This is a genomic window from Nocardioides sp. JCM 18998 (assembly GCF_055391535.1).
Window position 1 is genome coordinate 1,998,407 of record NZ_AP043886.1, and the last position, 25,895, is coordinate 2,024,301.

A 25,895-nucleotide genomic window follows, 5' to 3' on the forward strand; every position below is an offset into this window, starting at 1 on the left:
GCCCGCACCTAGGTGCGGACTCGGCGGTCGTACGTGCAGATTCGGCGATCAGCTGACCAGGTCGGCGACCGAGTCGGCGTTCTCGTCGTTCTTGCGCAGCGCGCCGACGGCCAGGCCGACGACCAGGCTGATGGCGGGCAGGAGCACCAGGAACCAGCCGAGCGTGGAGAGCCCGAAGGACTGGGTGGTCGGGTCGACGCCGTCGGCGACGGTGCCGGCGAGCAGGCCGAAGCGGGCCATCACCAGGTAGAACGCCGTGATCAGGCCGAGGATCGACAGGACCGGCGCCAGCTGCGTGCGCCACCAGTGCGAGGCGCCCTTCTTGGCGAAGTACACGATCACCGACAGCGATACGAGCGCCTCGACCAGCAGGATGGCCAGGACGGTCATCGAGCTGAACCAGCTGAACATGTTGAGGTAGGGGTCCTTCTTCGCGATCGCGAAGATGATGATGACCGCACCCGAGATGACCGAGGTGACGATCGCGCCGACGACCGGGGCGCCGTGCTTGTTGACCCGGTCGAGGGCACGGGGCAGGACGCGGGCACGGCCCAGCGCGAAGAAGTAGCGCGCGGCGCTGTTCTGGAATGCGAGCAGTCCGGCGAAGAGCGAGGAGAGCACCAGCCAGCTCATCGTGGTGGCCAGCCAGCCGCCGACGAACTCGCGCACGACCGAGAAGACGACCTCGGCCGGGTTGCTCAGGCCGTCGGACAGCTTCATCACGTTGTCGACGGCGTGGTCGCTGCCGATGCCGGAGACGATCGCCCACGAGGTGACGGCGAAGAGCACCGAGATCAGGCCGATGGCGGTGTAGGTCGCGATCGGGACGGCGCGCTTCGGGTCCTTGGTCTCCTCGGCGTAGATGGCCGTGGCCTCGAAGCCGATGAAGGACGCGAAGGCGAAGGCCAGCGCGATGCCGGCGCCGCCGTTGAGGCCGCCCGCGAAGATGTTGCTCGGCGCGAACGACGCCGCGAAGTCGAGGCCGTCGGCGCCGCCGCCCTGGAAGATCACCGCCAGAGCGGTGATGACCAGCGAGAGCACCTCGGCGCCCATCAGGACACCCAGGACCTTCGCGCCGATGTCGACCTGGAGGATCGAGAGGGCCGTGACGACGGCCCAGGCGATGAGGCACCAGACCCACCACGAGAAGTTGGTCCCGAGCTTGTCGTTGAGCTGGGTGGAGGCGACCGAGCCGAAGAAGCCGTAGACGGCCAGCTGCACCGCGATGTAGGCGACCAGCGAGGTGAAGGCCGAGCCGACGCCGGCGACCGAGCCGAGGCCGCGACCGACGTAGGCGTAGAAGGCGCCCGCGTTGCTCACCTCGTGGCTCATGGTCGAGTAGCCGACGCTGAAGAGCAGCAGCACGATGCCGGCGACCAGGTAGGCACCCGGAGCGCCGGCGCCGTTGCCCAGGCCGATCGCGACCGGGACGGCGCCGGTCATACCGACCAGCGGCGCCGCGGCCGCGACGACGAAGAAGACGATGCCGGCAATGCCGAGCTTGTTGCGAGAGAGGCTCTCGCCGGGCGCTGCCGAATTGGCAGCGGCCTCAGTCGGGGCACTCATTCGGGGATACCTCCTGGGGCGGTGACGCACTAAGAATGTGATGCAGCCCACGCACAGTAGTTTGTATCCAAACGATCTGTCGAGGGTCTGCCTGGAAATTTTTCAAGCGCCTGGTTCGGCCGTCACTCATGCAGGCTGGCGCCCTTGACGAGGCTCGGATCCCGCAATACGTTTGGATCCAAACGATCTAGGTGTCGCGGAGCCCGAGCGCGCCGCCCGATGGAGGATCCATGAACCAGCACAGCGCGACCGTCGAGGGTGTCGAGGTCGACACCCGCCACTGGATCGGCGGTCAGCGAGTCGCCTCGCCGACCACCTTCGAGGACGTCTCGCCGATCGACGAGAGCGTGCTCGCGAACGTGCATGCCGGAACCTCCGTCGAGGTGGACGCGGCCGTCGCCGCGGCCCGGGCCGCGTTTCCGGCCTGGGCAGCGCTCCCTATCGGCGAGCGCTGCGCGATCCTGCGCCGTGTCGCCGAGGGGATCGAGGCGCGGATCGAGGACCTCTCGCTGGTCGAGACCCGCGACAACGGCTCGCTGATCCGCAGCCACCGCCGTGGCGTCATGCCGCGTGTCGCGATGAACTTCCGCGCGTTCGCCGACTACGCCGAGCACAAGCTCGGCCACCCGGACATGGAGGTCCCCCACCGGGGCCACCGCGAGCGCATCTCGTACGACCCGGCCGGCGTGGTCGCGATCATCACGCCGTGGAACGCGCCGCTGATGCTGGCCTCCTGGCGGATCGGCCCGGCCATGGCCGCGGGCAACACCATCGTCGTCAAGCCGCCGGAGTGGGCGCCGCTGACCGCCAGCCTGCTCGCCGACATCATGCACGAGGCCGGCGTCCCGGCCGGTGTGTTCAACGTCGTGCAGGGCACCGGCGTCGAGGCCGGCGCACCGCTCACGGCGCACCCGGACATCAACCGGCTCGCCTTCACCGGCTCGGTCCCGACCGCCGGCGTCATCGCCAAGGCGGCGGCCGAGAACATCGTCCCGCTCTCGTACGAGCTGGGCGGCAAGTCCCCGCTCGTCGTCTTCGAGGACGCCGACCTGGATCTCGCCGTCGAGATCGCGGTCGAGCAGTTCGACAATGCCGGCCAGGTCTGCCTCAAGGCCGCCCGGATGCTGGTGCACTCCTCGATCGCCGAGGAGTTCACCCGCCGCGTCGTCGAGGGCGCCGAGAAGCTGGTGCAGGGCGACCCGCGCGACGAGGCCACCGACGTCTCCGCGCTCGTCTCGCGCCGCCACTTCGACCAGATCAGCGGCTTCGTGGAGCGCGCCCTCGCCGACGGCGCCAAGCCGCTCCTCGGCGGTGGCCCCAACGAGGACCTCGGCGGTCTGTACTTCCGCCCGACGATCCTGGTCGATGCCCCCGAGGACGCCGAGATCATGACCGAGGAGGTCTTCGGCCCGGTCGTGACCATCCAGACGTTCGAGACCGAGGAGGAAGCCGTACGGAAGGCGAACGACACCCGCTTCGGTCTCGCCGCCACCCTCGTCACCGGTGACCGCGACCGCGCCGAGCGCGTCTCGGCGCAGCTCGAGGCCGGCACGGTCTGGGTGAACTGCTTCTTCGTCCGCGACCTCGAGGCGCCCTTCGGCGGCAACAAGAAGTCGGGCATCGGGCGCGAGGGCGGCCTGTGGTCGTTCGACTTCTACACCGACATCAAGAACAGCGTCTTCAGCCCGACGGGCTGGAAGGAGTGAGTCATGGGTGAAGTAGTGGGCGCCGGTCTGCTGGCGCACGTCCCGACGATCGTCCTGCCCGAGGAGATCCGTCGCGAGCTCAACAACGGCGAGGACAGCACCCTGGTCTCGGGCCTGCACCAGCTGCGTCGGGAGGTCTTCGAGACCCTCGACTACGACACCGTCGTCGTCCTCGACTCGCACTGGGCCACGACCGTCGAGTACGTCGTGACCGCGCAGGACCGGCGCAGCGGGCTGTTCACCTCCGAGGAGCTGCCGCGCGGCATGGAGCGGCGCCCGTACGACTTCCCGGGCGACCCGGAGCTGGCCAGGGCGATCGCCGCCAAGGCGCCGGAGAACTCGACGTGGATCACCGCCATCGACGATCACTCGCTGCCGATCTTCTACGCCACCACCAACCTGTGGGAGTTCCTGGGCCAGGGCCTGCCGGAGAAGAAGTGGATCTCGATCGGCGTGTGCCAGACGGCCGATGCCGAGGACTGCTACCGCCTGGGTCGAGCCCTCGGCCAGGCCATCGCGGAGTCCGACCGCAAGGTGCTGCTGATCGCCTCCGGTGCGCTGTCGCACACGTTCTGGCCGCTGCGCAAGCTGCGCGACCACGAGGCCGCCGGCCACGAGCACATCTTCACGTCGGAGGCGCTGGCCGCCGACCTGGAGCGGATCGAGTGGTTCAAGGCCGGCGACCACAAGCGGGTCCTCGACACCATGCCGGAGTTCTACCGGCACAAGCCCGAGGCCAAGTTCATGCACTATCTGATGATGATCGGCGCGCTCGGCGAGGAGGCCTGCACCGCGCGGGCCCGGCAGTACGGCGAGTACGAGAACTCGGTCGGCACCGGCCAGGTGCATCTGTGGTTCGACAGGCCCGAGGCCGGCTTCCCGGTCGCCAAGGAGACACCGCTCGACCCCGAGTTCGCCCGCCAGACCGGGCTGGTCGGCGCCGACATCCCGGCCGCCGGCTGACGCTGATTCCGGCGCCAGCATCCGGCACCGCCACCCGACGCCGCTCCCGACGAGAACCAGAGAGACACCATGAGCATCCGTGAGACCCGCCGCATCCTGCTGGACGGCAACGCCGTCGACGTCGTCCGCGACGGCGAGAACCTCATCGCCGGCGACGGCCGCGTCGTCGCGATCACCGACGCCGTCCACCTGCCGCCGGTGACCCCGCAGAAGATCATCTGCGTCCACCTGAACTACATCAGCCGGGTGAAGGAGCTGCTCGTCAGCCTGCCGCCGGCACCCACGTACTTCCACAAGCCGGTCACCGCGCTCAACGCGCACGACGCGGCCGTGATCCGGCCCGAGGGCTGCAAGTGGCTCAACTACGAGGGCGAGATCGCCATCGTGATCGGCAAGACCGCGCGCAACATCTCCCCGGAGGAGGCGGGCGACTACATCCGCGGCTACACGGTGGCCAACGACTACGGGCTGCACGACTTCCGCGACACCGACTCCGGCTCGATGCTGCGCGTCAAGGGCGCCGACACGCTGTGCCCGATCGGCCCCGGCGTCGTCGAGGGCTGGGACTTCCGAGGCAAGCGGATCCGCACCCTCGTCAACGGTGAGGTCAAGCAGGACGGCAACACCGACGAGATGGAGTGGGACATGCACTACCTCGTCGCCGACATCGCCCGCACCATCACGCTGCACCCGGGCGACCTGCTGCTCTCCGGCACCCCGGCCATCTCCCGCACCGTCTACCCCGGCGACATCGTCGAGGTGGAGGTCGAGGGACTCGGCACCCTGCGCAACCACATCGTCTCCGGGCCGACGCCGATCCGGACCGACGTGGGCGCCCAGCCGACCGAGTCCGAGGAGGTCCTCTCGACCGCCCAGGGCGGCGACTGGGAGTTCCGCGGGATCCGCAAGCCGCTTCCGCCGGCGCACTGACCGGCCGCGACGATGACTGCTCGTCCTCGCATCGCCATCCCGGCGCGGTTCTCAGAGTCGGCCTCGGCCCTGCGCTACCGCGCCGAGGTGACCTCGCGCGCCCTCGTCGAGGCGGTCTGGGCCGCCGGCGGTGAGCCGCTGATGCTCCACCCCGCCGCCGGCTCGGACGCCGAGGTCGCCGAGCGGCTCTCGATCGCCGACGGCGTGCTGCTGCCCGGTGGGGGCGACCTCGCCGCGCACTGGACCGGCCAGGAGCCCCACGAGACGCTGTACGACGTCGACGAGACGCAGGACGCGTTCGACCTCGCGGTCGGGCGGGTCGTGCTCGAGCAGGGCACTCCGCTGCTCGCCGTGTGCCGCGGTCTCCAGGTCGTCAACGCCGCCCTCGGCGGCACCGTGGTCCAGGACATGGACAGTGCCCGCGGCGAGGGCTCGCACCACCGCCACCGTGTGCACGAGCTGAAGATCGAGTCCGACTCCGCACTCGCCGGCGTCGTCGGCGACGTCGCCGAGGTCAGCTGCTACCACCACCAGTGCCTGGACCGGCTCGGCACCGGCCTACGGGTCATCGCCACCTCCGGCGACGGCGTGGTCGAGGCGGTCGAGCTCGCCGGCGCCCGCGGATGGTTCCTGGGCGTGCAGTGGCACCCCGAGGACACCTGGTCCACGAACCCGGCCCAGCTGGCGGTCTTCGAGGCGCTCATCGCGGCCAGCGCCCGCTGAGGGCTCGATACATCACGCGATCCGATAGTGGGGAGTGTGGTGCGCACCTGGTGCGCACCACACTCCCCACTCGTCGTTCGTGAGCGAACATGTCGGCGAGCATGGGCGCGGTGCCCCGGCCCAACCGCGCTGTTGAAGCACCCGAGCCACGCGAATGGCGGTCGCGCACGGTGTGCCGAACACCTGCAGCCAGCGCAGTCGCAGGGTGAGTCTCGCGCCGATGTGGTCCACGTACACCGCGTGATGCACTCGGCGGAGGCTGTTGCGCCGAACGAGCCGGTCGATGTCGAACGCCGAGACCTGATGCCCCGGTACGGCGCCGGCTACGCCCGCCTGCAGGAGGCTGTGGAGAACGGAACGGGGAGCGTCGCGCACATCAGGTGCGAACAACACTCCCCGTTGTCGTGATCGAGGGTCACTCCCGCTCGGAGGACTCCACCAGCGCACGCAGCGCGTCCGTCATCACCGACAGGTGGGGCGCCGTCACGTCGCCGACGATGACCGACTCGGTCTTGTTGAACTCCGGGTAGATCTGCTCCATCAGCTGCACGCCCGCGGGGGTGAGCTTGAGGCTGACCAGGCGCCGGTCCTCGACGGAGGGGATCCGCTCGATCAGCTCGCGCGACATCAGCGTCTTGGCGACGCCGGTGAGCGTGCCCTTGCTGATGCCGACCGACTCGGCGACCTCTCGGGTCTCCATCGTGTCCCAGATCCACAGCGTCCACAGCACCAGGAAGCCGGTCCAGGTGAGGTCGTTGGGTCGCAGGACGCTGTTGGTCAGGCGGCCCCGGACCGCGTTGGCGGCTCGGTAGAGGCTGAGCAGGGCGTGCGAGGCGGTGAAGTCCAGCGGCAGGTGCTGGACCCGCTCGCGGGTCGCCCGCTCGACCTCGGTCAGGGTGTGGCGGTCAGGCATGCCCGAACCCTAGTGCGCCGATACCCGGTTCAGGCCCAGGTTCCGTCCGCCTGCTGGCGCGCCAGCGTCTTGCCGCCGTTCCAGACCACGCCGACCTGGCGGTAGTAGCCGCCGATGATCTCGTCGACGGTGAGGTCGGCGAGCTCCTCGGTGGGGGACTCGAACAGCCTCACGTCGACGTCGCCGGTCCATACCGGGCCGCCGGCGAACTCCGAGCCACCGGAGGAGATCAGCTCGGCGTAGGCGTCGCCCGCGCCGTCGATGTTGTGCACCCAGCGGTGGTGCGCCATCGGGTGCCCGTTGACGAAGCCGTTGGTGTCGGTCTCCTCTCGCAGCGTCAGCACGGCCTCGGCGAGGCGGCGGTCACCGGCGGCCAGGGTCGCGCCGAAGACGCCGCCCTCGGTGATCTGCGGGGCAGCGTGGGGGAAGACGTGCGGACGGGTCTGGTGCATCGAGCCGAGCTTCTTGGGGTAGCCCTGGTGGATGCCGCGACCGATCGCGAAGTCCTTGTCGACCCAGATGTAGACGCAGCGGGAGAACGTGACGCCGCGGAAGGAGCAGCGCACGACGACGAACGCCTCCTTGTACTGGGAGCGGATCGGGTCCAGCAGCTCCTCGCGAGACGAGGAGCACGACTGCCAGTCCGCCCAGATCAGGGCGACGGCGCCCGGGTCCTCCGGGGCCAGCTCCAGCGGCTCGGGAAGAAGAGCCTTCACCTTCGCCGGATCTGTCCGATACTCGACGGTGAGGAGGTCGCCGGAGTACTGCCACTGCGGGTCGGGGATGAGCGTCGCACGCCCGGTAGCCGTACGCGGGTAGAGGAAGCCGGTGAGCTGCTGCAAGATGCACTCCTGAGATCGTTTGGGTCCGTACGATACGAGATCCGATCCATCTCGGCAAGGGGTTGTGTGATCCGGCTCACCGGCATATTGTTTGGGGCCAAACGAGTTTTGGAAGGACCTTCCGTTGAGCCACTTCGACACCTCCGGACTTCCGGCCGCGCAGGACGCGCTGGCAGCTGACGGCATCGACGTCGTACGTCTCGGCTACGCCGACCTGATCGGCGTCGACCGCGGCCGCGACGTGCTCGCCAGCCACTTCGCCCGCACCGTCGGCGGCGGCGTCGCGTTCTGCAAGTCCGTCTACGCGACCACCCCGCTCGGCGGCGTGGTCGACTTCGACGGCGGCCTCTCGGCCGGTCTGCCGGACATCGTCGCCTTCCCGGACCTGAGCACGCTGCAGCCCGTTCCGTGGGAGCCAGGCGTCGCGCACTGCATCGGTGACCTCTACAACGCCGACGGCACGCCGTCCGCGGAGAGCCCGCGCCACGTGCTGCGCCAGGTGGTGAAGCAGTTCGAGGAGCTCGGGATGAAGCCGATCGTGGGCCCCGAGCTCGAGTTCTACGTCCTGGAGCCGGATGCCGGCTCGGCGACCGGCTGGCGTCGGTACGGCGAGGGCTTCGGCCACGTCTACACCACCGGCCGCAAGGGCGACCCGGAGAACACCCTGCTCGACGCCCTGCGTCAGCTGGGCAACTACGGCCTGGACGTCGTCGCCGCCAACCACGAGTTCAGCTCGGCGCAGTACGAGATCAACATGTGGCACTCGGACGCGCTCGACGCCGGCGACCGCGCGCACCGGTTCAAGGACGCCGTCAAGGAGCTGGCGCGCCGCCGCGGCCAGCTGGCGACGTTCATGCCCAAGCCGTTCAACGACGAGGGCGGGTCGGGCTTCCACCTGCACTTCTCCACGATCGACGCCGACGGCACGCCGCTGTTCGCCGACCCGAGCGCCGAGGACGGCCTCTCGACGGTCGCCCGGCACGCGATCGGCGGCATCCTGGCGCACGCACCCGCGATCGCGGCGATCGCCAACCCGACGATCAACTCGTACAAGCGCTTCGGGCCCGACACCCTCGCGCCGTGGCTCATCGACTGGGGCCTGGACAACCGCAGCGCCATGCTGCGCGTGCCGCCGGAGCGCGGTGGCGCCACCCGTCTCGAGCTGCGCCTCGGCGACGCCAGCGCCAACTCCTACCTGGCGATCGCGGGCATGCTGGCCGGCGCGCTGCTCGGCATCCGCAACAAGATCGAGCCTCCCGAGGCCCTGGTCGGCTACGGCTACGACCCGGAGCGCTCCGAGATGCTGCCGCAGAGCCTCGACCAGGCGCTCGACGCGCTCGAGGCCGACAAGGAGATCGGCGACCTGCTCGGTGCGCCGTTCGTGAACACGTTCCTCGCGTACAAGCGTGACGAGATCCAGCGGTTCCGGTCGGCTGTCACCGACTGGGAGTTCCGCGAGTACGCCACCCACATCTGAGCCTCCCTCCCAGAGTCACGAGAAGAGACAACGACATGCCCCGTCACGCCCCCGTACCGCTGTCCGAGGTCGACCTCGACGACATCGACGGCTTCGCCGACGAGCGCGGCTACGCCCAGTTCGACACCCTGCGTGCCGAGTCCCCGGTCCACTGGACGCCGGAGGAGAACGGCAAGGGCTTCTGGAGCGTCACGCGCTACGAGGACATCTGGACCGTCGATCGCGACGCCGAGACCTTCACCTCGACCAAGTTCGTCAACCTCGAGGACATCGAGGACGACCTGGCCGACGCCCGCCGCTCGCTGCTGGAGACCGACGGCGTGCGCCACACCGCGCTGCGCCACCTGATCCATCGCGAGTTCAGCCCGCGCAACCTGATGAAGAACTACGAGGCGTTCCTGCGCGAGCTGACCAAGGAGACCGTCGACCGGGCCTTCGCCACCGCGCGTGAGAACGACGGCCGGATCGACTTCGTCAAGATGATCAGCGCGGACTTCCCGATCCAGGTGCTGGCGCGCCTGCTCGACGTGCCGGCCGAGATGACCCCGCAGCTCATCGCGTGGGGCAACGAGATGGTCGCCAACACCGACCCCGACTACGCCACCATCCGGCTCGACGACCCCGAGTCGGAGCAGTACAAGCACCTCCCGTTCCGCTCGCCGACCGTGTTGGACGTGTGGGCGTACGGCAACGAGCTGCGCGAGTCCCGCATCGGCGGGGAGGGCATCGACCTGGTCTCGATCCTGGCCAACAAGATGCCGCAGGACGGCGTCCCGCTGTCGCAGGAGGACTTCAACAACTACTTCTCGCTGCTGGTCATCGCCGGCAACGAGACCACCCGGCACGCGATCAGCCAGTCGATGCTCGGCCTGCTCGAGCAGCGCGACCAGCTCGAGCTGCTCGCCGCGAACCCGGAGCTGATGGACACCGCTGTCGAGGAGCTGCTGCGGTGGGCCTCGCCCGTGCTGCACTTCCGCCGCACCGCGACCCGCGACGTCGAGATCTCGGGTCAGCCGATCAAGGAGGGCGACAAGGTCGTCATGTGGTTCGCCTCCGGCAACCGCGACGAGCGGGTCTTCGAGGACCCGTACAAGATCGACGTCACCCGGACGAACGTCGACCACATGACCTTCGGCAAGGGCAGCCCGCACCTCTGCCTGGGCAACAACCTCGCCCGACTGGAGATCAAGCTGATGTTCCAGGAGCTGCTGCCGCGCCTGGCGGAGATCGAGCTCGACGGCGACGTCAAGCGAGTCCGCAGCAACTTCGTCAACGGCATCAAGAAGTTCCCGGTGCGGATCGTCGAGAAGAGCTGAACCACGACGTACGTCTGCTGAGGAGCACGCCGGTCCTGCGGGGCCGGCGTGCTCGTCTGCATGGGGCGGCGCCGGGGGAGGGGTAACACGATGACCGGGGTGGGTAGCAGCGCGACGCGTCGGGCTGCTACCCCCGTGAACATCGTGTTACCCCTCTGCTCGGGGACGTCGCAGTCTCGGCTGGCGCTCCGACGGGCGCTGGTGTGCGAGGCCGGATCCGGTCAGGCCGCGCGCCGCCGATCGCGGATCAGGCGCGGCGCCAGGTCGTCGATCGCGGTGCCCCACAGCCGCGTCGTGGCGTCGTACTCGCGGCGAGCGCGGGCCTTCGCGGCCTCGCGCCCCGGGCCCCACACGTCCGACCAGGTGAATCGCGACATGCCGAGCCGGTAGCCGCGGTACCAGTCCTCGCGGAGCTTCTCGTCGAACACGACGTCCGCCGCGGTGAGGGGGCGACGGCTCGTGTCGGGTCGCTCGTACTTCTGGCGGCCGTCGAACTCGAAGAGGTGCCGACCAGCGCGCAGATCCGCCCACGCCTCGCGGCGGTCGTCGCGCATCCCGAACTGCGCCTCCAACGGTCCGATCCCCGCCTCCTCGAGCAGCAGCCGCATCAGCGTCTCCGGCACGCTCTCGGCTCCGTCGCAGGACTGCTCGAGGCACGTCCTCGCGCGGGTGCGGTCGGGCCAGTACGTCATGAGCTCCAGGACGCTCTCCAGCTCCGCCAACGAGGTGCCGGCCCAGCGCACCCGGTCGATCGCCACCTCGCCGTACGGGCTCCCGCGCTCACGCGCGATGTCGATCGCGGTCCGTGCGGGGCCGAGGACGCGGAGGCCGCCGACCGTCGTGACGTCGGAGAGACGGTACGGCGCCAGGTGATGCTTCACGCCGTGGCCGCTGTGGGTGCCGACGCAGGGACGGGTCACGTGCGTCGTGCGCTCCGGCGGAAGCAGGATGCCGATGCCGAGCTCGAGCGCGGCCGTCTCGTGGCTCCTGACGAAGGGCACCGAGATCCGCAGACACGTCGCGCGGTCGACGAGGCGCTGCTTCTCGCCGAGCGTGGTCAGGGACGCCGCCAGCTCGGCTTCGGCGTACACGCCTCGACGCACGAGCGCCCAGCGACCGGTGCGCACCAGCCGATCGACCTCCTCGCCGGCCATGCCGACGCTGACGGCCTGGCGGCGGGTGACCAGCCCGTGCTGGGTGGCCATCAGGCCGAGGACGGCGGTGCGCATGGGGCCAGCGTCCGCTTCGCGGCTGCTGTCCGGAGCGCGCTCGGGGCCGGCTGTGGAGAACCGCTCCCCGGGGTCGCGGTGTGGAGAAGAAGTGGCCGTCGTCGGAGGGGTAACACGATGTTCGCCAGGGGTAGCAGCCGGTCGCGACGCGCTGCTACCTCAGCGAACATCGTGTTACCCCACCCGGACCGACGAACGAGCCGACCGGCCGGCCGACCTCCAGCACAGAAGAAGGCCCCCTGCTGCCGCGGCAGCAGGGGGCCTTCGTCGTGCGTGGGATCAGGCGTCGAGCACCAGGCGCGGGCCTTTGCAGCGCGAGACGCAGACCATCATGCAGTCGTTGGCGGCCTTCTCCTCGTCGTCGAGAACGGCGTCGCGGTGGTCGACCTCGCCCTCGTTCACCATCTGCTCGCAGGTGCCGCAGGTGCCCTCGCGGCACGAGCTGAGCACGTGGACGCCGGCCTCGCGCATGACCTCGAGCACGGTCTGGTCGGCGCCGACGGTCAGGGTCTTGCCGGACTTCTCCAGGACCAGCTCGAAGGCGGTGTCGCCGGTGGTGTCGATCTCGAGCGCATCGAAGCGCTCCAGGTGCAGCGAGCCGACCGGCCAGTGCTCACACTGTGACTCGACGGCCCTGAGCAGCGGCTCGGGGCCACAGGTGTAGACGAGCGTGCCGGCCGCCGGCGTGCCGAGGATGGTGGCCAGGTCGAGCAGACCGCGCTCGTCCTGCGGGACGAGGTGGATGCGGTCGCCGTACGTCGCGAGCAGCTCGCAGAACGCCATCGAGCCGGCCGTACGGCCGCCGTAGTGCAGCGTCCACTCCGCGCCCTTGGCCTCGGCCTCGGCGATCATCGGCAGGATCGGGGTGATCCCGATGCCGCCGGCGATGAAGACGTAGCGGGTGCTGGGCTTGAGGGCGAAGTGGTTGCGCGGCCCGCGGATGGTGAGCTCGGAGCCTGCCGTCAGCTGGTGCACGGCGATGGAGCCGCCGCGGCTGTCCGGGGCACGCAGCACGGCGACCTGGTAGCGCGAGCGGTCGGCGGGGTCGCCGCACAGGGAGTACTGGCGGACGAGCTCCTCGCCGTCCTCGTCGGCCCCGAGGACCAGGTCGAGGTGGGCGCCGGGTGCCCAGACGGGGAGCTCCGCGCCGTCACGCGCTCCGAGGGTCAGCAGGACCACGTCATCGGCGGCCGGATCGGCCGCCAGCACGACGGCGTCGATCTCCGGCTCGGTGAGGATGCGGGGTTCGGCGAGTGCCTGGCTCATGGGAGTGCCTTCCTTCGGCATATCGTTTGTACCCAAACGATATGCCGAAATGTGATGCGCGTCTAGTGGTGGACGAGGTGGGCGCTGCGCACCGGGTGCGTCAGCGGGTGACGATCCGGTCGATGAACCCGTCGACCAGGCGGGCGGCGCGCTCGGCGGCCTCGGCGCCGACCCGGTCGGTCTCGGCGAGCATCACGCCGGGGTCGAAGCCGGCCGCGCGGGCGCCGTCGTAGCCGCCGTTCTCGAGCCAGCCGAGCAGCGAGGCCGCGGTCAGCTCGGGGTGGAACTGCACGGCGAGGTTGCGGCGCAGCGCGAACGCCTGCGGCGCGACCCCGTTGCTCGCCAGCAGCTCGGCCTCGGGCGGGATGACGCAGCGGTCGAAATGCCACTGGAACCACGGTCCGGCAGGCACGAGACCCGGGTCCTCGGTGTGCACATCCGTCCAGCCGATCTCGGGGCGCGGGGCGCGCTCCACCGAGCCGCCGTGCGCGGTGGCGAGCACCTGGGCGCCGAAGCAGATCCCGAGCACGGGTACGCCGGCGGCGTCGGCCGCCTGGACCTGCTTGATCTCGTCGTGGATCCACGCGCCGATCGCGTCGTGGTCGTACACCGACCAGATCGCACCCATCACCACGACCGCGTCGTAGCTGGTGAAGTCGGGGAAGTCCACAGTGATGCCGGGAGAGGTGAAGTGCTCGGCGGGGATGGCCAGGAAGTGCTCGAGCTCGAAGCCGCGGCGCTCGAGCTGCTCGCCGATCGGGCCGAGGGGGGAGACGTGGTCGTGAGCCACGACGAGTGCGCGCATAGTGTGATGCTAGCCGCTCGTTCGGGTCCAAACGAGCCCCTTCGGCGGGTCGATCGAGGTATGCAGCCGAACCGACACATCCCACGGTGAGTTCCGCACGGGGAGTGCCGGTTGAACGGCATACCTCGACGAACCGTCAGCGGGCGATCGACGCCAGCTCGGCCCAGGTCGTCGCGGTGGGGGAGACCTCGTCCATCCGCTGCTGCAGGAACCGCTCGATGTGCCCCATCCGCGCGATGGCCGCGTCTGCGACCGGGTCGGTGCCGGCGACGTACGCGCCGATCTCGACCAGCTCCTTCACGCCGCGGTAGGCCGCGAGCATCTTCCGTACGGTGCGCGCGTCCTCCTTCTGCTCGTCGGTGCAGACGGCCGAGGTGAGTCGCGAGATGGACTCCAGCACGTCGATCGACGGGAAGTGACCGGAGGTCGCGAGCTCGCGGGAGAGGACGACGTGGCCGTCGAGGATCGAGCGGGCGGTGTCGCCGACCGGGTCCTGGAGGTCGTCGCCCTCGACGAGGACGGTGTAGAGGCCGGTGATCGAGCCCTTCGGCGAGGTGCCGGCGCGCTCGAGCAGCCGCGGCATCAGCCCGAAGACCGACGGCGGATACCCGCGGGTCGCGGGCGGCTCGCCGGCCGACAGGCCGATCTCGCGCTGGGCCATCGCGACCCGGGTGAGCGAGTCCATCATCAGCACGACGTCCTTGCCGGAGTCGCGGAACCACTCCGCGATCCGGGTCGCCACGAAGGCGGAGCGGAGCCGCTCGACGGCGGGCGCGTCCGAGGTCGCAACCACGACGACCGAGCGGGCCAGGCCCTCCGGTCCGAGGTCGTTCTCGAGGAACTCGCGCAGCTCGCGGCCACGCTCGCCGACCAGTGCGATCACCGAGATCTCCGCGTCGGTGCCGCGAGCGATCATCGAGAGCAGGGAGGACTTGCCGACACCGGAGCCGGCCATGATGCCGAGACGCTGGCCGCGACCCACCGGGACGAGCGCGTCCAGGGCGCGTACGCCGAGGCCGAGTGGCTCCTTGATGAGCGGTCGCTGCAGGGCGTTGGGGGTGTCGGCGTCGACGCTGACCGACTCGAGACCGAGCCCGTCCAGCGACGGGCCGTCGTCGATCGGTCGGCCGAGGCCGTCGAGGACGCGACCGCGCAGCGCCTCGCCGACCAGCACCCGGAGCGGGCCGCCGGTGTGGCGCACCCGGTCGCCGATCCGGACGCCGTTGAGCGGGCCGAGCGGCAGGCAGACGGCGCCCTCGGGGCGCAGCGCGACGACCTCGGCGAGCAGCTCGCGGTCGCTGGGGGTGCTGCGGAGCACCTCGACCAGGTCGCCGGAGGCGAGGGGGAGGCCGGTGATGAGCAGATGGAGGCCGGCGAGCTCGACGACCGTGCCGAGGGTACGCGGCAGGGCGGCCTCGAGCGCCCGCGCCCGGAGCTCCAGCGTGATCACCCCGGAGGTCACGACAGGACCTGGCGGACCCGCTCGACCGCCTCGGAGATCCGCAGGTCGGCGACGCTGCCGTCGGTCTCGACCAGCGCGTCGACCGGGCTGAGGGACGGGTCGGCGATGAGGTTCAGACCGGCCTCGCGCAGCTGCCCGATGGCGGGATCGGTGACGACGGAGGGATGCAGCCGCACGGTCGCCAGGCCGTTGTCCGGCAGGACCTTGAGGACGCGGCGGACCAGATCGGTGGAGTCGGCGACCGCGACCTCGCGGTCCATCAGCGCCGAGGTGAGCTCCCACGCGAGAGTGGTGGCCTGGCCCTCGATCCGGGTGGCGAGGCTCTGCAGCAGCGAGCGGACCTCGTTGGCGGCCTTCACCAGTCCGGCGACGGCCGCCTCGTGCTCCTGGGCACGGTGCGCCTCGGTCTCCGCGTTGAGGGCGGCGAGCTCCTGGGCGACCTGAGCCGCCTCGGCGGCCGCGGCCCGACGGCCCTCTGCCCAGCCGACCGAGTAGCCCTGCGACCGGGCGGCCGTCCGGGCCTCCGCGGCCACCTGGCCGAGCAGCGAGTCGGCGAGCTCGGTGGCCAGCAGCATCGACTCGATGCGCTGGTCAGCGGTGCTCTCCCGCAGCTCGGGGGTGGAGAGCGCGTCGTACGCGCCCTCCGCGAGGTCGTCGCCCCGCAGCACCGCGCCCTGGTTGGTGGCCCCGAGGGTGGGGCCGCCGTACGTCTGGGCCGGCACCCCGCCGAACAGCGGGGCGCCGGGAGCCTCAGACGACGAACTCATCGTCGCTTCCGCGCCGGACCATGATCTGGCCCTGCTCCTCGAGCTGGCGGATGGTGCGGATGACGGCCTGCTGGGCCTCCTCGACCTGGGCGAGGCGGACCGCACCGAGCAGCTCGACCTCCTCGATGAGGTTCTCGGCGGCACGCGCCGACAGGTTCGAGGTGATCTTGGTCTTGACCGCGTCGTTGACGCCCTTGAGGGCGAGGGCGAGGTCGCCGGCGTCGACCTGGCGCAGCACCTGCTGCACCGAGCGGTCGTCGAGGCCGATGATGTCGCCGAACATGAACATCCGGCTCTTGACCTCGTCGGCGAGATCCGGGTCGAGGCCCTCGAGGCCGTCGATGATGGAGCGCTCGGTCGGTCGGTCGGAGCGGTTGATGACGTTGACCAGGGACTCGATGCCGCCGACGCGGGACATCTCGGCCGGCTGCAGCATCGAGGAGAGCTTGCGCTCGAGGATCGACTCCACCGTACGGATGATGTCGGGGTTGGTCTGGTCCATCACCGCGATCCGGTGCGCCACGATCGCCTGCTGGTACGACGGAAGGCCCGACATCAGCAGCGACGCCTTGTCCGGGGTCATGTGGGCCAGCACCAGCGCGATCACCTGCGGGTGCTCGTCGGCGATGAAGCCGCGCAGCTGGGCCGGGTCGGCCCGATGCAGGAACTGGAACGGCATCTGGACGGCCTGGGCGTGCAGCCGCTCCATGATCTCGCGGGCCCGCTCCGGGCCGAGCGACTGCTCGAGCACGGACTGGGCGAAGGCGAAGCCGCCCTGCGCGATGTGGGCGTGCGCCACCATCAGGTCGCGGAACTCGGTCAGCACGCTGTCGGTCTCCGTCGAGGAGATGCGGTCCAGCCGGGCGATCTCGGCCGAGATCGTCTCCACCTCGCCGTCGGTGAGGTGCTCCATCACCTGCGCGGCGCGCTCCTTGCCGAGCTGGATCAGCACGATCGCCGCCTTGCGGGCGCCGAGCTGTCCGATGGCGTTGTTGGCGCCACCGCCCATGGTCATGACACTCATCAGGAACGCTCCACAAGCCAGCCGCGCAGCAGCGAGGCAACATCCTCAGGCTGGTTGTCGACCAGCTGGTTGAGCTCGGAGCGCAGCGACCTGCTCTGCTCCTCCTCGGCCGCGGCGGCGGCCTCGAGGGCGGCGACGGCCGGGTTGACCTCCTCGAGCTCGGCGGCGCGGGCGGCGGCGTCGGCGCGCAGCTGCTCGACCACGTAGGAGGTCGCGTCCTCACGGGCCTTCGCCCGGCGACGGCCGCGGATCCAGGCGAGCAGGATGATCAGGGCGATCACCGCGGCGATGCCGCCGTTGCGGATCAGCTTCATCCGCTGGGCGTGGGCGGCGGCGTCCTGAGCGGCCTTGATCTGGGCCTGTGCGGCCTGCTCGGCGTCGTGGTTGAACGGCATCGTGGTGACGTCGATCGTGTCGCCGCGGGCCGGGTCGATGCCGACCGCGTTGGAGATCAGGGTCTTGACCTGCGCCGGGGAGACCGCGCCGAGCGCGGCGGTGTCGAGGATGACGCCGATGTGCTCGCTCTTGACCTGGCCGGGGTTCTTGGTGGTCGTCTGGCGGGTCTGGTCCACGCCGTTGGTGGCGGAGGAGTCCGCCTTGTTGTACGTGGAGTTGGCGTCGCTGGTCGTCGTGGGGTCCATCGCGCCGTCGGGGCCCACGACGCCGCCGGTGGTCGAGCTGGCGCCGCTGGCCGGGCCCTGGTAGGTCTCGGAGCTGTTGGTCTGGCTGAGCGCCGGCGGGTTCTTGTCCTTGCCGTACGTCAGGGTGTCCGTCTTCGTCTGGTCGAAGTCGAGGACCGCGTTGACGCTCGAGGTGGCGTTGCCGGTGCCGACGACCTTGTCCAGGACGTCCTGGATCTGCTTCTGCAGGTTCGCGTTGTAGGTGGTGGTGGCCTGCTGCTGGGTGGACGCGAGGCCCTCCGGGGTGTCGTCCGGGGTGGTGAGCACGTTGCCGGCCTGGTCGGTGACGGTGACGTCGTTCGGGTCGAGTCCGTCGATCGAGGCGGCGACCAGGTGGACGACCGCCTGGACCTGCTCGGTGCTGAGCGTGGTGCCTGGCTTGAGCGAGAGCAGCACGGAGGCGGTGGGCGGGGTCTGGGTGTCGGAGAAGACCTGCTTCTCCGGGATGGCCAGGTGCACCACGGCGGTCTGGACGCCGTCCATCGCCTCGAGGGTGTTGTCGAGCTCGCCCTCCATGGCGCGCTTGAAGTCCGTCTGCTCCTGGAAGGTGGACGTCCCCATGCCCTGCTTGTCGAGGATGCTGTAGCCGGTCGCGCTGCTGTTCCCTGCGGGGAGGTCCTGGCCGGCCAGTGCGATACGCGTCGAGTAGACGTCGTTCTGCGGCACCTCGACGGTGTTGCCGTTGTCGGCCAGCTTGTACTTCACGCCCTCCTTGTTGAGCTCGTCGATCACCGAGGAGGCGTCCGAGCCCGAGAGGTTGGTGTAGAGCGGCGCGTACGAGGGCGCCGACACCCACCGGAAGACGAGGAAGGCGGCCAGCAGCAGGGCGCCGGAGCCGACGATGGCGACGGCCTTCTGGCCGTTGCTGAACTCGCTGAAGGCGCGCCGGTAGCGGCCCAGCAACTGGGTCAGGTTCTCACGCATGGTGGTGGCCTCAGACCTGCATGTTCATGATCGACTGGAACGACTGCACGGCAGCGTTCTTCAGCGAGACGGTCAGCTGGGTGGCGGTAGAGGCCTCCGCGGCGGCGATCGTGTAGTCGTGGATCGCGTCGAGGTCGCCGGTCGCGGCCTGGACCGAGAGGTTGGAGCTGGTGTTCTGCAGGCCCTCGAGGCGGTCGACGCCGCTCGAGAGCAGGCTGCCGAACTCGGCGCCGCTGGCCGACGTGACGCCGGAGGTGCCGGTGACGCCAGCGGTCGGGTCGGCGATCGCGGCCGCCCCGGCGGCCGCCGTGGGGTCGCCGCCGCCCGCCGCCGCGAGGGCGTCGGTCAGGTAGTCGCTGGTGGGGGTGGTCGGCATCGCGCTCAGGGCGCCGCCGATCGCCTCGATGCCCGAGACGCTCATGACTTCTGTCCGATCTGGATAGCGGCCGAGTAGATGTCCTGGGCGGTCTTGGTCACCGAGACCGAGGCCTGGAAGCCGCGCTGGGCCATGATCAGGTCGCTCATCTGCGCCGACATGTCCTCATCCGGTGCACGGACGTAGCCGTTCGCGTCGGCGAGCGGGCTGTCAGGCATCGAGACCAGGACCCCGGCGGCGTCGCTCTGGGCGATGCCGCTGACGCGCACACCGCCGTCCGGGTCGCTCTGGAACATCGGGTACTGGGCCTGGAACGCGTTGTCGCTGGTGGACTTGTACGTGTTCACGTTCGCGATGTTGTTGCCGATCGCGTCGAGCCAGACCTGGTGGGCGCCGAGTGCCTCGCTGGCGATCCGCAGGGTGTCGAAGGCGGGCATCTCAGACCACCGTCGCTTGCTGGGTCAGCTGGTAGTGGGCGGCGATCGCCTGGCCGAGCACCTGGTACTGGTACTGGGTCTGGATCATCGCGACCTGCTCCTTGCGGAGGTCCACGTTGTTGCCGTTCGCCCCGACAGGCGTGTCGGTCGGGGTCTCCTGGACGTTCATGCTGGGCAGGACGTTGTCCTGGACGCCACCGCTGTCGATGGCCTCGCGCAGCGAGGTCTCGAAGTCGACGCTGGTCGCGCGGAAGTTCGCGGTGTCGATGTTCGCGATGTTGTCGGACGTGACGTTCTGGCGCGTCGAGAGGCCGTTGAGTGCTGCATGCAGCACCTCGGACACGGCGTCGGAGACGGCGAAGGACACGGGAGCCTCCAGTCGGGGGAGTGCTTGGAGAGGTTGCCGATCCGTCGGCGGGGGCTGAGCTGTCCTTGCTCGCCTTGTCCTTCGGCTGGGCGGCCGGACACCTGAGAGGCGGCCCCGAACAAACCCGCACAAATGCGAAAACTGGCAGGAGCGGGCCGTACGGACCGCCTCCTGCCAGTCTTCCGCGAAGAGCCATGCGCTTCGCGCTGCGCCTCGCTCGTGGCTCTCGCGCCTCAGTTCATCAGCACGACCGACACGTGTCCGGCGCCGTAGCCGGCGATGTCGACGTGGAAGTCCTCGCGTCGTCCCAGGGTCAGCGCCATCGCCCGCGCCTGCGGCGAGAGCGTCTTGCCGGCCGGGTGCACCTCGTGCAGGCGCAGGTGGTCGTGGTTGGGCACGTTGAACATCGCCGAGGCGATGTTGAGCACCTCGAAGAGGTTCGACTTCAGCACGTCGGTGAGCTCGCCCTCCTCGATGCACTCGTCGGCCCCGGCGACCGGAACCAGGCCGATCGCCGCACCCGCGTAGGCGGACAGGTCGATGTCGAGGACCATCACGGCGCTGATGCGCACCGAGTCGTCGACGTACACCGCGACGGTGGTCGGCGTGCCGGGGCCCGGGGCCTGCGGTGCCGCCGGGGTGAGGGTCACCTCGCGGTCCAGCAGGTCGGCGAAGAGGTCGCGGATCTGCTTCGGTACGGGCAGGTGGATCGGCATCAGATCAGGCCCGCGAGGTGCTCTTGGAACGTCTCGGCGGTGAACGGCTTGGCGATGAGGAAGAGCGCGCCGGTCGACTTGGCCCGGGCGCGCATGTCCTCGGAGCCCTCCGAGGTGACGAAGCCGAACGGGGTCTGGTTCCCGCTGCCGCGCAGGGCGGCGAGGCAGTCGATGCCGTTCATCTCGGGCATGTTCCAGTCGGACAGGATCAGGTCCGGCTTCTCCGACAGCGCCTTCTCCAGGCAGTCGCGGCCGTTCTCGGCCTCGACGATGTCGTGGCCGCCGTAGCCGGCCTGGCGGAGGGTGCGCACCACGATCTGGCGCATGACCTTGCTGTCGTCAGCGACGAGGATCTTCGACATGGGGTAGATCGACCTTCTGTTGCTCTGGTGAGCTCCCGGGGGTGTCGGAGCTCAGGAGGGGCGATTGTGTCAGGCGGGGCTGTGCACGCTGACGCGGACCGGCTGGCCGGCCCAGCGCGCGTCGAAGCGGGAGACCTCGCGCAGGTCGCTGGAGTGCGCGGCGCGGCCGGCGGCGACGACCGGGAGGGTCAGCGCGGACGGGCCGGGCATCAGGCTCTTGATGTTGCCACCCACCATGTTGACCAGCTCGCCGACGGCGTCGGCGACCTCGGCGTCGTCCAGCGGCTCGCTCTCGTCCATCGCCATCATCAGACGGGTGAGGCTGAAGGCGAGGGCGGTGGAGAGCTCGATCGTGACGGTGCCGGTCCAGCCACCGTGGATGCTGACGGCCGACGACCAGGCGTCCTCGCCCGGGAAGGAGCCCTCCACGTCGTACGCCGGCAGCAGCGGCTCCTCGTCGCCGAGGAAGCTGCTCCAGACCTGCTCGACGATCGCGTGGACGTCCGTCTGCTCGGGGGCGATGGTCATGCGGGGATTCCCTTTCCGGAGAGGCCGAGGAGCTCCAGCTTCTCGACGATGGCATCAGGCGTGAACGGCTTGATGACGTACTCGTGCGCACCGGCGGCGAGGGCCTTGACGATCTGGCCCTGCTCGGACTCGGTGGTGACCATCATCAGCGTCACGTTGCGCCACTCGGGGCGCTTGCGGACCTCGGTGATGAAGGTATAGCCGTCCATCACCGGCATGTTCCAGTCGATCAGGCACAGGTCCGGCACGAAGCCGGCCTCCATCTGGTCGAGGGCCTCCTGGCCGTGGCCGGCCTCGGCGGTCTCGAAGGAGAGCCCGCTGATGATGCGGCGCAGGATGCTCCGCATCGCTCGAGAGTCGTCGATGATCATGGCGCGCTGGGTCATGGTCGTGCTCCTGTCAGGGACCCCGAGGCGGTGGAGAGGTTCGGTCGCGGTGCGGCGGTTCTGCTGGCAGGGCGATGGGCCTGGACCCGCCCGATCTGCTCCCGGTCCCACATCGCAGTGAGGTCTGCGGGCAGGTCGAGCGTGGTCTCAGAGGAGCCCAGCAGCAGGTAGCCGTCCGAAGCGACGTGAGGATGGATCCGTCGCAGGATTCCATGGCGGGTGGGCTGGTCGAAGTAGATCAACACGTTGCGCAGCAGAACCAGGTCGAAGGTCCCGATCATCGGGAACGACTCGGCGAGGTTCAGGTGCCGGGTGCGGACCATCGAGCGCAGCGTGGGCACGATCTCCCACTCGGTGCCGGCGCGGTTGAAGTACTTGACCAGGCTGGTGGCGGGCATGCCGCGGTTCATCTCGACCTGGCTGTAGCGCGCCTGGTCGACACGGGTCAGCATCGCCGTCGACACGTCGGTGGCGAGGATGTCGGCGCTCCAGCCGGCCGGGAGGCGCTGGTCGAGCAGCATCGCGATCGAGTAGGCCTCCTGCCCGCTCGAGCAGGCCGCCGACCAGATCGAGATCCGGCGCCGGTCCGCTCGGGCCGCGAGCAGCGCCGGCAGCATCGTGTCGGTGAAGGCCTGGTACGGCGCGTTGTCGCGGAACCAGCTGGTCTCGTTGATCGTCAGGGCGTCGATGGCCTTCTGCCGCTCGACCGGGTTGCGCATGACCAGTTGGACGTACTCGTCGATCGAGGCGCAGCCGGCCTGGACCGAGAGCGGATGCAACCGTGCCTCGACCAGATATTCCTTGCGTGGCTCGTAGATGATCGACGTCTCCCTGAGCACCAGGGACGCGATCAGCTCGAAGCTCGCGGGTGCCATGCTCACGGGATTCAGGATCGGCACCGCCGTCCGGCTTATGAGGCGGAATTGTTACCCACCGGTGGCCTAACCAAACGGGTGCTCGTTCGTTGCGGGTTTACTCGGCGTTCCACGGGGAGCGCTAGCTCGTGGTCTGGGAAGGACCCTCCGTGCACACCAACCGTCTCGGACTTCGTGTGGGCGCCGTCGTCGGCGCCGCCTCCCTGGTGGCGCTCGCCGGCGCTCCCGCGTTCGCCGCCGATCCCGATGCACAGGCCAGCGCCCAGTCGCTCCAGCTGACCGTCGCCGGCAACGCCGCGATCTCCCAGGCCGTCACCGCCACCAACGACGGCACGACGCAGGCCAGGACGGACGCCAGCACCATCCCGACCATCGCCGGTGTGCTGCCGGGCAACAACGCGCTCGGCGCCGGCGTCGCGCCCCAGGCCGCCGGCGCCAACGCCAACGGCACCTCGTACGCCTGCGCCGGCATCGCCGGCACCGGCGGCGGCGTGGTCCACACCGGCAACACCTCCTGCGACATCGACGGTGCGCCGCTCAGCCTCAACCTCGGCAGCCTCAACCTCGGCACCGTCACGCTCGACCCCACCACCGCGCTCGGTCAGGCGCTCAAGCCCCTGACCGGGACGCTGCTGGATCCACTCATCAACTCCCTCCAGACGGCCCTGCTCGCGCCGCTGACCTCCGCCATCGGGAGCTCGCCGCTCGGCAGCGTCCAGCTCGGCGGCACCCTCAGCGCCGTCGAGGCCACCTGCACCGCGACGCCGACCAAGGCGAGCGGCTCGGCCCACCTGGTCGACACCCAGGGCGGCAGCGCCGACACCCCGATCAGCCTCACCATCGCCGGCCAGAAGGTCACGGTGCTCGACCTGCCCGCCAACCCGCCGGCGAACACCCACCTCCTGGTCAACCTCGACACCGTGACCCAGAGCGTGATCGACGCGGTCAAGACCCAGCTGAACAACACCCTCGCCGGCGCATCCACCGGGGCGCCCCTCGCCGCCCTCGCCGCCGGGCTGGGCACCGGGCTCCAGACCCTGCAGGACTCGCTGGTCACCGAGCTGGTCAAGCAGCTGCAGCCGCTGCTGCAGCCCCTGCAGAAGGACGTCCTCGACGTCACGCTCAACAAGCAGGTCGCCTCCGACTCGGGCCGCAGGATCGACGTCACCGCACTCGACCTGCAGGTCCTGCCGGCCGCCTCCGCCTTCACCGGCAGCTCGCTGATCTCCGGACAGATCGGTGAGGTCACTTGTGGCGCCAACGCCGGACGCGCCGTCGTCACGCCCCAGAGCACCCCGAAGCCGGCGCCCGCGACCCACCAGCCGCAGCCGTCGCCGGACGTGCCGACCGAGGTCGACGCGGGCGTCGCCGGGGGCGGCGCCCACCACCACGTGCCGTTCCTCGCCGGCCTCGGCGGCCTGCTGGCGACGTACGCGATCGGGGCGACCTACCTGTTCCGCCGCTTCTCCCGATGATCGCCGACCCGGCCCCGGCGGCGGGCTCCTCGCGGCGCAGCTGGGGCGCGGTCGGCGTCGCCACCGTCCTCGCCCTGCTCGCCGGAGCGCTCCTCTACGTCCTGGTCGGACCGCACGACCAGGCCCCGGCACCGCTCGCCACGCCCGTCGCGACGAAGCCGACCGGCTACCACCTCGTGGTCCGCTCGCTCGGCATCGATGCGCCGATCGTCTCGATCGCGATGACGCCCGCACGGGTGCTCACCCCACCGTCCAACCCGCGTGAGGTCGGCTGGTGGGACGACTCCGCCAAGCCGGGGGCGAGCGACGGGCAGACGATCATCGCGGGCCACACGGTGCACACCGGGGGAGGCCAGTTCGACGACCTGGGCACGATGAAGCGCGGTGCCCGGATCCAGATCATCCGCGCCCGGCACACCGAGACGTACGTGGCGACGAAGGTCTTCACCCTCTCCAAGAGCGCCGTCTCCGACCGGGCCCGGGGGCTCTTCGGCCAGAAGCGCCACCCCAACCGGCTGGTGCTGATCACCTGTGGGGACTGGACCGGCAGCGAGTACCTCACCAACGTCTTCGTCTATGCGCGCCCGGTGGGCGAGGCGGTCTAGACGCGTCACGACGGATGTGGGCACCTGTCCAGTCGATCGAGCGCAGTTCTCAGGCGGTCGACGTGCGCGCCGATGGTGCTGCTGTGATTCGAGTGCTGGTAGTGGACGATTCGGCGCTCGTGCGACGGCTGATCACGACGGCGCTCTCCGAGGCGAACGACATCGAGGTCGTGGGCGTGGCTCGCGACGGTCTCGACGCGATCGAGAAGTGCGACGAGCTCGACCCCGACGTGGTCACCCTCGACGTGGAGATGCCGCGTCTCGACGGCCTCGGCGCCCTCGCCGAGATCCGCTCCCGCCACCCGCGGATGCCGGTCATCATGTTCTCGACGCTGACCGAGCGCGGCGCCGCTGCGACTCTCGAGGCGCTCTCCCGCGGCGCCTCCGACTACGTCACCAAGCCGACCAACACCGGCTCGGTCCGCGAGGGCCTCGAGTCGGTGCGCGAGCAGCTGATCCCGCGGATCCGTGCCCTCGCCGGCATGCGTCGGCTGGCCCCGGCGCAGCGCCCGCCGCGCGCCGAGCGCCCCGCGGCCGTCGCCCCTCCGGTGGTCGTACGACGCCGGCCGGCCGGGCCGACCGAGGCGCTGCTGATCGGCTGCTCCACCGGCGGTCCCGACGCGCTCGCCAAGGTGCTGGGCGGGCTGCCCGCCAACCTCGACGTCCCCGTGCTGGTCGTCCAGCACATGCCGCCGGTCTTCACCGCGATGCTCGCGCAGCGCCTCGACAAGCTGTCCCCGCTCACCGTGCGCGAGGCCGTGGTCGGCGACGTGCCGCGGCCGGGCGAGGTGCTGATCGCACCCGGCGACTGGCACATGCGGGTGGAGACCCGTGCCGGCACGGTGCAGGTCTCGCTCGACCGGGGCCCGCAGGAGAACTTCTGCCGCCCCGCCGTCGACGTCCTCTTCCGCTCGGCGGCCGCCGTCTACGGCGGGCGCTGCGTCGCGGCGATCCTCACCGGGATGGGCCACGACGGCGTCGAGGGCGTCCGGCTGCTGCAGGAGGCCGGCGCCCCCATCTACGCCCAGGACGAGGAGACGTCGGTGGTGTGGGGCATGCCGGGCGCTGTCGCGCAGGCCGGCCTCGCCACCGAGATCCTTCCGCTCAGCATGATCCCGGCGAAGCTGACGGCGGCCGTGCGCCGCTGATGCTCCCCTCAGCCTCCGGACGGGGAC

Annotated in this window: 27 protein-coding genes; 9 read left to right on the top strand and 18 right to left on the bottom strand. The window is 70.2% G+C overall.

Annotated features, from left to right (window positions below; all coding sequences use genetic code 11):
- Window positions 1–48: 48 nt before the first annotated feature.
- On the bottom strand, window positions 49–1,566 hold the full coding sequence (locus ACZ5L9_RS09340; RefSeq protein WP_464536457.1) for an APC family permease: 1,518 nt from the start codon (window positions 1,564–1,566) through the stop codon (window positions 49–51).
- A 230-nt stretch (window positions 1,567–1,796) separates the two neighbouring features.
- Between ACZ5L9_RS09340 and ACZ5L9_RS09345 the strand changes: the two genes are divergently transcribed.
- The 4 genes from ACZ5L9_RS09345 to ACZ5L9_RS09360 all read left to right on the top strand — a co-directional run bounded on the left by ACZ5L9_RS09345 (window position 1,797) and on the right by ACZ5L9_RS09360 (window position 5,888).
- Window positions 1,797–3,272 (top strand): aldehyde dehydrogenase, encoded by a 1,476-nt coding sequence (locus ACZ5L9_RS09345; RefSeq protein WP_464536459.1) that lies wholly within the window; start codon window positions 1,797–1,799, stop codon window positions 3,270–3,272.
- 3 nt (window positions 3,273–3,275) lie between these two features.
- Window positions 3,276–4,235, top strand: coding sequence for a DODA-type extradiol aromatic ring-opening family dioxygenase (locus ACZ5L9_RS09350; RefSeq protein WP_464536461.1), 960 nt, complete (start codon window positions 3,276–3,278; stop codon window positions 4,233–4,235).
- 69 nt (window positions 4,236–4,304) lie between these two features.
- Complete coding sequence (locus tag ACZ5L9_RS09355; protein WP_464536463.1) at window positions 4,305–5,165, top strand: fumarylacetoacetate hydrolase family protein; 861 nt, start codon at window positions 4,305–4,307, stop codon at window positions 5,163–5,165.
- Between the two features lie 12 nt (window positions 5,166–5,177).
- A complete protein-coding gene (locus ACZ5L9_RS09360; protein WP_464536465.1) occupies window positions 5,178–5,888 on the top strand; it encodes a gamma-glutamyl-gamma-aminobutyrate hydrolase family protein in 711 nt (236 codons plus the stop codon).
- 415 nt (window positions 5,889–6,303) lie between these two features.
- Here the strand turns inward: ACZ5L9_RS09360 and ACZ5L9_RS09365 are convergent, their stop codons facing one another.
- Together ACZ5L9_RS09365 and ACZ5L9_RS09370 are read right to left on the bottom strand one after the other, a co-directional pair.
- On the bottom strand, window positions 6,304–6,801 hold the full coding sequence (locus ACZ5L9_RS09365) for a MarR family winged helix-turn-helix transcriptional regulator (RefSeq protein WP_464536467.1): 498 nt from the start codon (window positions 6,799–6,801) through the stop codon (window positions 6,304–6,306).
- 29 nt (window positions 6,802–6,830) lie between these two features.
- On the bottom strand, window positions 6,831–7,643 hold the full coding sequence (locus ACZ5L9_RS09370; RefSeq protein ID WP_464536469.1) for an acetoacetate decarboxylase family protein: 813 nt from the start codon (window positions 7,641–7,643) through the stop codon (window positions 6,831–6,833).
- Window positions 7,644–7,767: 124 nt separating this feature from the next.
- Here ACZ5L9_RS09370 and ACZ5L9_RS09375 point away from each other — a divergent pair, with 124 nt between their 5' ends.
- Both ACZ5L9_RS09375 and ACZ5L9_RS09380 read left to right on the top strand, forming a co-directional pair.
- Window positions 7,768–9,120, top strand: coding sequence for a glutamine synthetase family protein (locus ACZ5L9_RS09375; RefSeq protein ID WP_464536471.1), 1,353 nt, complete (start codon window positions 7,768–7,770; stop codon window positions 9,118–9,120).
- A gap of 35 nt (window positions 9,121–9,155) precedes the next feature.
- Complete coding sequence (locus tag ACZ5L9_RS09380; RefSeq protein ID WP_464536473.1) at window positions 9,156–10,436, top strand: cytochrome P450; 1,281 nt, start codon at window positions 9,156–9,158, stop codon at window positions 10,434–10,436.
- 221 nt (window positions 10,437–10,657) lie between these two features.
- On the opposite strand, the gene ACZ5L9_RS09385 is transcribed toward ACZ5L9_RS09380, so the two are convergent.
- The 15 genes from ACZ5L9_RS09385 to ACZ5L9_RS09455 all read right to left on the bottom strand — a co-directional run bounded on the left by ACZ5L9_RS09385 (window position 10,658) and on the right by ACZ5L9_RS09455 (window position 22,640).
- Window positions 10,658–11,665: a type IV toxin-antitoxin system AbiEi family antitoxin domain-containing protein gene (locus tag ACZ5L9_RS09385; RefSeq protein ID WP_464536475.1), complete on the bottom strand. Its 1,008-nt coding sequence runs from the start codon at window positions 11,663–11,665 to the stop codon at window positions 10,658–10,660.
- Window positions 11,666–11,944: 279 nt separating this feature from the next.
- Window positions 11,945–12,931: a PDR/VanB family oxidoreductase gene (locus ACZ5L9_RS09390; RefSeq protein ID WP_464536477.1), complete on the bottom strand. Its 987-nt coding sequence runs from the start codon at window positions 12,929–12,931 to the stop codon at window positions 11,945–11,947.
- Between the two features lie 100 nt (window positions 12,932–13,031).
- Window positions 13,032–13,736, bottom strand: a complete 705-nt coding sequence (locus tag ACZ5L9_RS09395) for a type 1 glutamine amidotransferase (protein ID WP_464536479.1) — start codon at window positions 13,734–13,736, stop codon at window positions 13,032–13,034.
- A gap of 136 nt (window positions 13,737–13,872) precedes the next feature.
- Entirely contained in the window at window positions 13,873–15,198 is a 1,326-nt protein-coding gene (locus ACZ5L9_RS09400; protein WP_464536481.1) for a FliI/YscN family ATPase, read from the bottom strand.
- Window positions 15,195–15,965: a FliH/SctL family protein gene (locus tag ACZ5L9_RS09405; RefSeq protein WP_464536483.1), complete on the bottom strand. Its 771-nt coding sequence runs from the start codon at window positions 15,963–15,965 to the stop codon at window positions 15,195–15,197. Before ACZ5L9_RS09405 ends, ACZ5L9_RS09400 begins: the two co-directional genes overlap by 4 nt.
- On the bottom strand, window positions 15,949–16,989 hold the full coding sequence (fliG, locus tag ACZ5L9_RS09410; RefSeq protein WP_464536485.1) for a flagellar motor switch protein FliG: 1,041 nt from the start codon (window positions 16,987–16,989) through the stop codon (window positions 15,949–15,951). The genes ACZ5L9_RS09405 and fliG overlap by 17 nt, the downstream gene beginning before the upstream one ends.
- Complete coding sequence (gene fliF, locus ACZ5L9_RS09415; protein WP_464536487.1) at window positions 16,989–18,593, bottom strand: flagellar basal-body MS-ring/collar protein FliF; 1,605 nt, start codon at window positions 18,591–18,593, stop codon at window positions 16,989–16,991. The genes fliG and fliF overlap by 1 nt, the downstream gene beginning before the upstream one ends.
- A 10-nt stretch (window positions 18,594–18,603) precedes the next feature.
- Window positions 18,604–19,014, bottom strand: coding sequence for a flagellar hook-basal body complex protein FliE (locus ACZ5L9_RS09420; RefSeq protein WP_464536489.1), 411 nt, complete (start codon window positions 19,012–19,014; stop codon window positions 18,604–18,606).
- The gene (locus ACZ5L9_RS09425) at window positions 19,011–19,406 is read right to left on the bottom strand and encodes a flagellar basal body rod protein FlgC (protein WP_464536491.1); all 396 of its coding nucleotides are present in this window, start codon (window positions 19,404–19,406) and stop codon (window positions 19,011–19,013) included. The genes ACZ5L9_RS09420 and ACZ5L9_RS09425 overlap by 4 nt, the downstream gene beginning before the upstream one ends.
- Before the next feature lies 1 nt (window position 19,407).
- A complete protein-coding gene (flgB, locus tag ACZ5L9_RS09430) occupies window positions 19,408–19,773 on the bottom strand; it encodes a flagellar basal body rod protein FlgB (protein WP_464536493.1) in 366 nt (121 codons plus the stop codon).
- Window positions 19,774–20,006: 233 nt separating this feature from the next.
- On the bottom strand, window positions 20,007–20,489 hold the full coding sequence (locus tag ACZ5L9_RS09435; RefSeq protein WP_464536495.1) for a hypothetical protein: 483 nt from the start codon (window positions 20,487–20,489) through the stop codon (window positions 20,007–20,009).
- Window positions 20,489–20,851 carry a response regulator gene (locus ACZ5L9_RS09440; protein ID WP_464536497.1) on the bottom strand — a complete coding sequence of 121 codons (363 nt, stop codon included), beginning with the start codon at window positions 20,849–20,851 and terminating at the stop codon, window positions 20,489–20,491. Before ACZ5L9_RS09440 ends, ACZ5L9_RS09435 begins: the two co-directional genes overlap by 1 nt.
- Window positions 20,852–20,920: 69 nt before the next feature.
- A complete protein-coding gene (locus ACZ5L9_RS09445) occupies window positions 20,921–21,379 on the bottom strand; it encodes a chemotaxis protein CheX (RefSeq protein WP_464536499.1) in 459 nt (152 codons plus the stop codon).
- A complete protein-coding gene (locus ACZ5L9_RS09450) occupies window positions 21,376–21,765 on the bottom strand; it encodes a response regulator (RefSeq protein WP_464536501.1) in 390 nt (129 codons plus the stop codon). The genes ACZ5L9_RS09445 and ACZ5L9_RS09450 overlap by 4 nt, the downstream gene beginning before the upstream one ends.
- The gene (locus tag ACZ5L9_RS09455; RefSeq protein ID WP_464536836.1) at window positions 21,762–22,640 is read right to left on the bottom strand and encodes a CheR family methyltransferase; all 879 of its coding nucleotides are present in this window, start codon (window positions 22,638–22,640) and stop codon (window positions 21,762–21,764) included. The genes ACZ5L9_RS09450 and ACZ5L9_RS09455 overlap by 4 nt, the downstream gene beginning before the upstream one ends.
- A 149-nt stretch (window positions 22,641–22,789) precedes the next feature.
- Here ACZ5L9_RS09455 and ACZ5L9_RS09460 point away from each other — a divergent pair, with 149 nt between their 5' ends.
- From ACZ5L9_RS09460 to ACZ5L9_RS09470, 3 genes are all read left to right on the top strand, one after another.
- Complete coding sequence (locus tag ACZ5L9_RS09460; RefSeq protein ID WP_464536504.1) at window positions 22,790–24,115, top strand: hypothetical protein; 1,326 nt, start codon at window positions 22,790–22,792, stop codon at window positions 24,113–24,115.
- On the top strand, window positions 24,112–24,720 hold the full coding sequence (locus ACZ5L9_RS09465) for a class F sortase (RefSeq protein WP_464536506.1): 609 nt from the start codon (window positions 24,112–24,114) through the stop codon (window positions 24,718–24,720). Before ACZ5L9_RS09460 ends, ACZ5L9_RS09465 begins: the two co-directional genes overlap by 4 nt.
- A 92-nt stretch (window positions 24,721–24,812) precedes the next feature.
- Window positions 24,813–25,868 (top strand): protein-glutamate methylesterase/protein-glutamine glutaminase, encoded by a 1,056-nt coding sequence (locus ACZ5L9_RS09470; RefSeq protein WP_464536508.1) that lies wholly within the window; start codon window positions 24,813–24,815, stop codon window positions 25,866–25,868.
- Window positions 25,869–25,895: the final 27 nt, after the last annotated feature.

Excerpts from the sequence above, each read along its gene's own strand:
- ACZ5L9_RS09340 (WP_464536457.1), bottom strand. The coding sequence starts at position 1,566 with ATGAGTGCCCCGACTGAGGCCGCTGCCAATTCGGCAGCGCCCGGCGAG.
- ACZ5L9_RS09345 (WP_464536459.1), top strand. The coding sequence starts at position 1,797 with ATGAACCAGCACAGCGCGACCGTCGAGGGTGTCGAGGTCGACACCCGC.
- ACZ5L9_RS09350 (WP_464536461.1), top strand. The coding sequence starts at position 3,276 with ATGGGTGAAGTAGTGGGCGCCGGTCTGCTGGCGCACGTCCCGACGATC.
- ACZ5L9_RS09355 (WP_464536463.1), top strand. The coding sequence starts at position 4,305 with ATGAGCATCCGTGAGACCCGCCGCATCCTGCTGGACGGCAACGCCGTC.
- ACZ5L9_RS09360 (WP_464536465.1), top strand. The coding sequence starts at position 5,178 with ATGACTGCTCGTCCTCGCATCGCCATCCCGGCGCGGTTCTCAGAGTCG.
- ACZ5L9_RS09365 (WP_464536467.1), bottom strand. The coding sequence starts at position 6,801 with ATGCCTGACCGCCACACCCTGACCGAGGTCGAGCGGGCGACCCGCGAG.
- ACZ5L9_RS09380 (WP_464536473.1), top strand. The coding sequence starts at position 9,156 with ATGCCCCGTCACGCCCCCGTACCGCTGTCCGAGGTCGACCTCGACGAC.
- ACZ5L9_RS09385 (WP_464536475.1), bottom strand. The coding sequence starts at position 11,665 with ATGCGCACCGCCGTCCTCGGCCTGATGGCCACCCAGCACGGGCTGGTC.
- ACZ5L9_RS09390 (WP_464536477.1), bottom strand. The coding sequence starts at position 12,931 with ATGAGCCAGGCACTCGCCGAACCCCGCATCCTCACCGAGCCGGAGATC.
- ACZ5L9_RS09395 (WP_464536479.1), bottom strand. The coding sequence starts at position 13,736 with ATGCGCGCACTCGTCGTGGCTCACGACCACGTCTCCCCCCTCGGCCCG.
- ACZ5L9_RS09405 (WP_464536483.1), bottom strand. The coding sequence starts at position 15,965 with ATGAGTTCGTCGTCTGAGGCTCCCGGCGCCCCGCTGTTCGGCGGGGTG.
- fliG (WP_464536485.1), bottom strand. The coding sequence starts at position 16,989 with ATGAGTGTCATGACCATGGGCGGTGGCGCCAACAACGCCATCGGACAG.
- fliF (WP_464536487.1), bottom strand. The coding sequence starts at position 18,593 with ATGCGTGAGAACCTGACCCAGTTGCTGGGCCGCTACCGGCGCGCCTTC.
- ACZ5L9_RS09420 (WP_464536489.1), bottom strand. The coding sequence starts at position 19,014 with ATGAGCGTCTCGGGCATCGAGGCGATCGGCGGCGCCCTGAGCGCGATG.
- ACZ5L9_RS09425 (WP_464536491.1), bottom strand. The coding sequence starts at position 19,406 with ATGCCCGCCTTCGACACCCTGCGGATCGCCAGCGAGGCACTCGGCGCC.
- ACZ5L9_RS09435 (WP_464536495.1), bottom strand. The coding sequence starts at position 20,489 with ATGCCGATCCACCTGCCCGTACCGAAGCAGATCCGCGACCTCTTCGCC.
- ACZ5L9_RS09440 (WP_464536497.1), bottom strand. The coding sequence starts at position 20,851 with ATGTCGAAGATCCTCGTCGCTGACGACAGCAAGGTCATGCGCCAGATC.
- ACZ5L9_RS09445 (WP_464536499.1), bottom strand. The coding sequence starts at position 21,379 with ATGACCATCGCCCCCGAGCAGACGGACGTCCACGCGATCGTCGAGCAG.
- ACZ5L9_RS09450 (WP_464536501.1), bottom strand. The coding sequence starts at position 21,765 with ATGACCCAGCGCGCCATGATCATCGACGACTCTCGAGCGATGCGGAGC.
- ACZ5L9_RS09455 (WP_464536836.1), bottom strand. The coding sequence starts at position 22,640 with ATGGCACCCGCGAGCTTCGAGCTGATCGCGTCCCTGGTGCTCAGGGAG.
- ACZ5L9_RS09465 (WP_464536506.1), top strand. The coding sequence starts at position 24,112 with ATGATCGCCGACCCGGCCCCGGCGGCGGGCTCCTCGCGGCGCAGCTGG.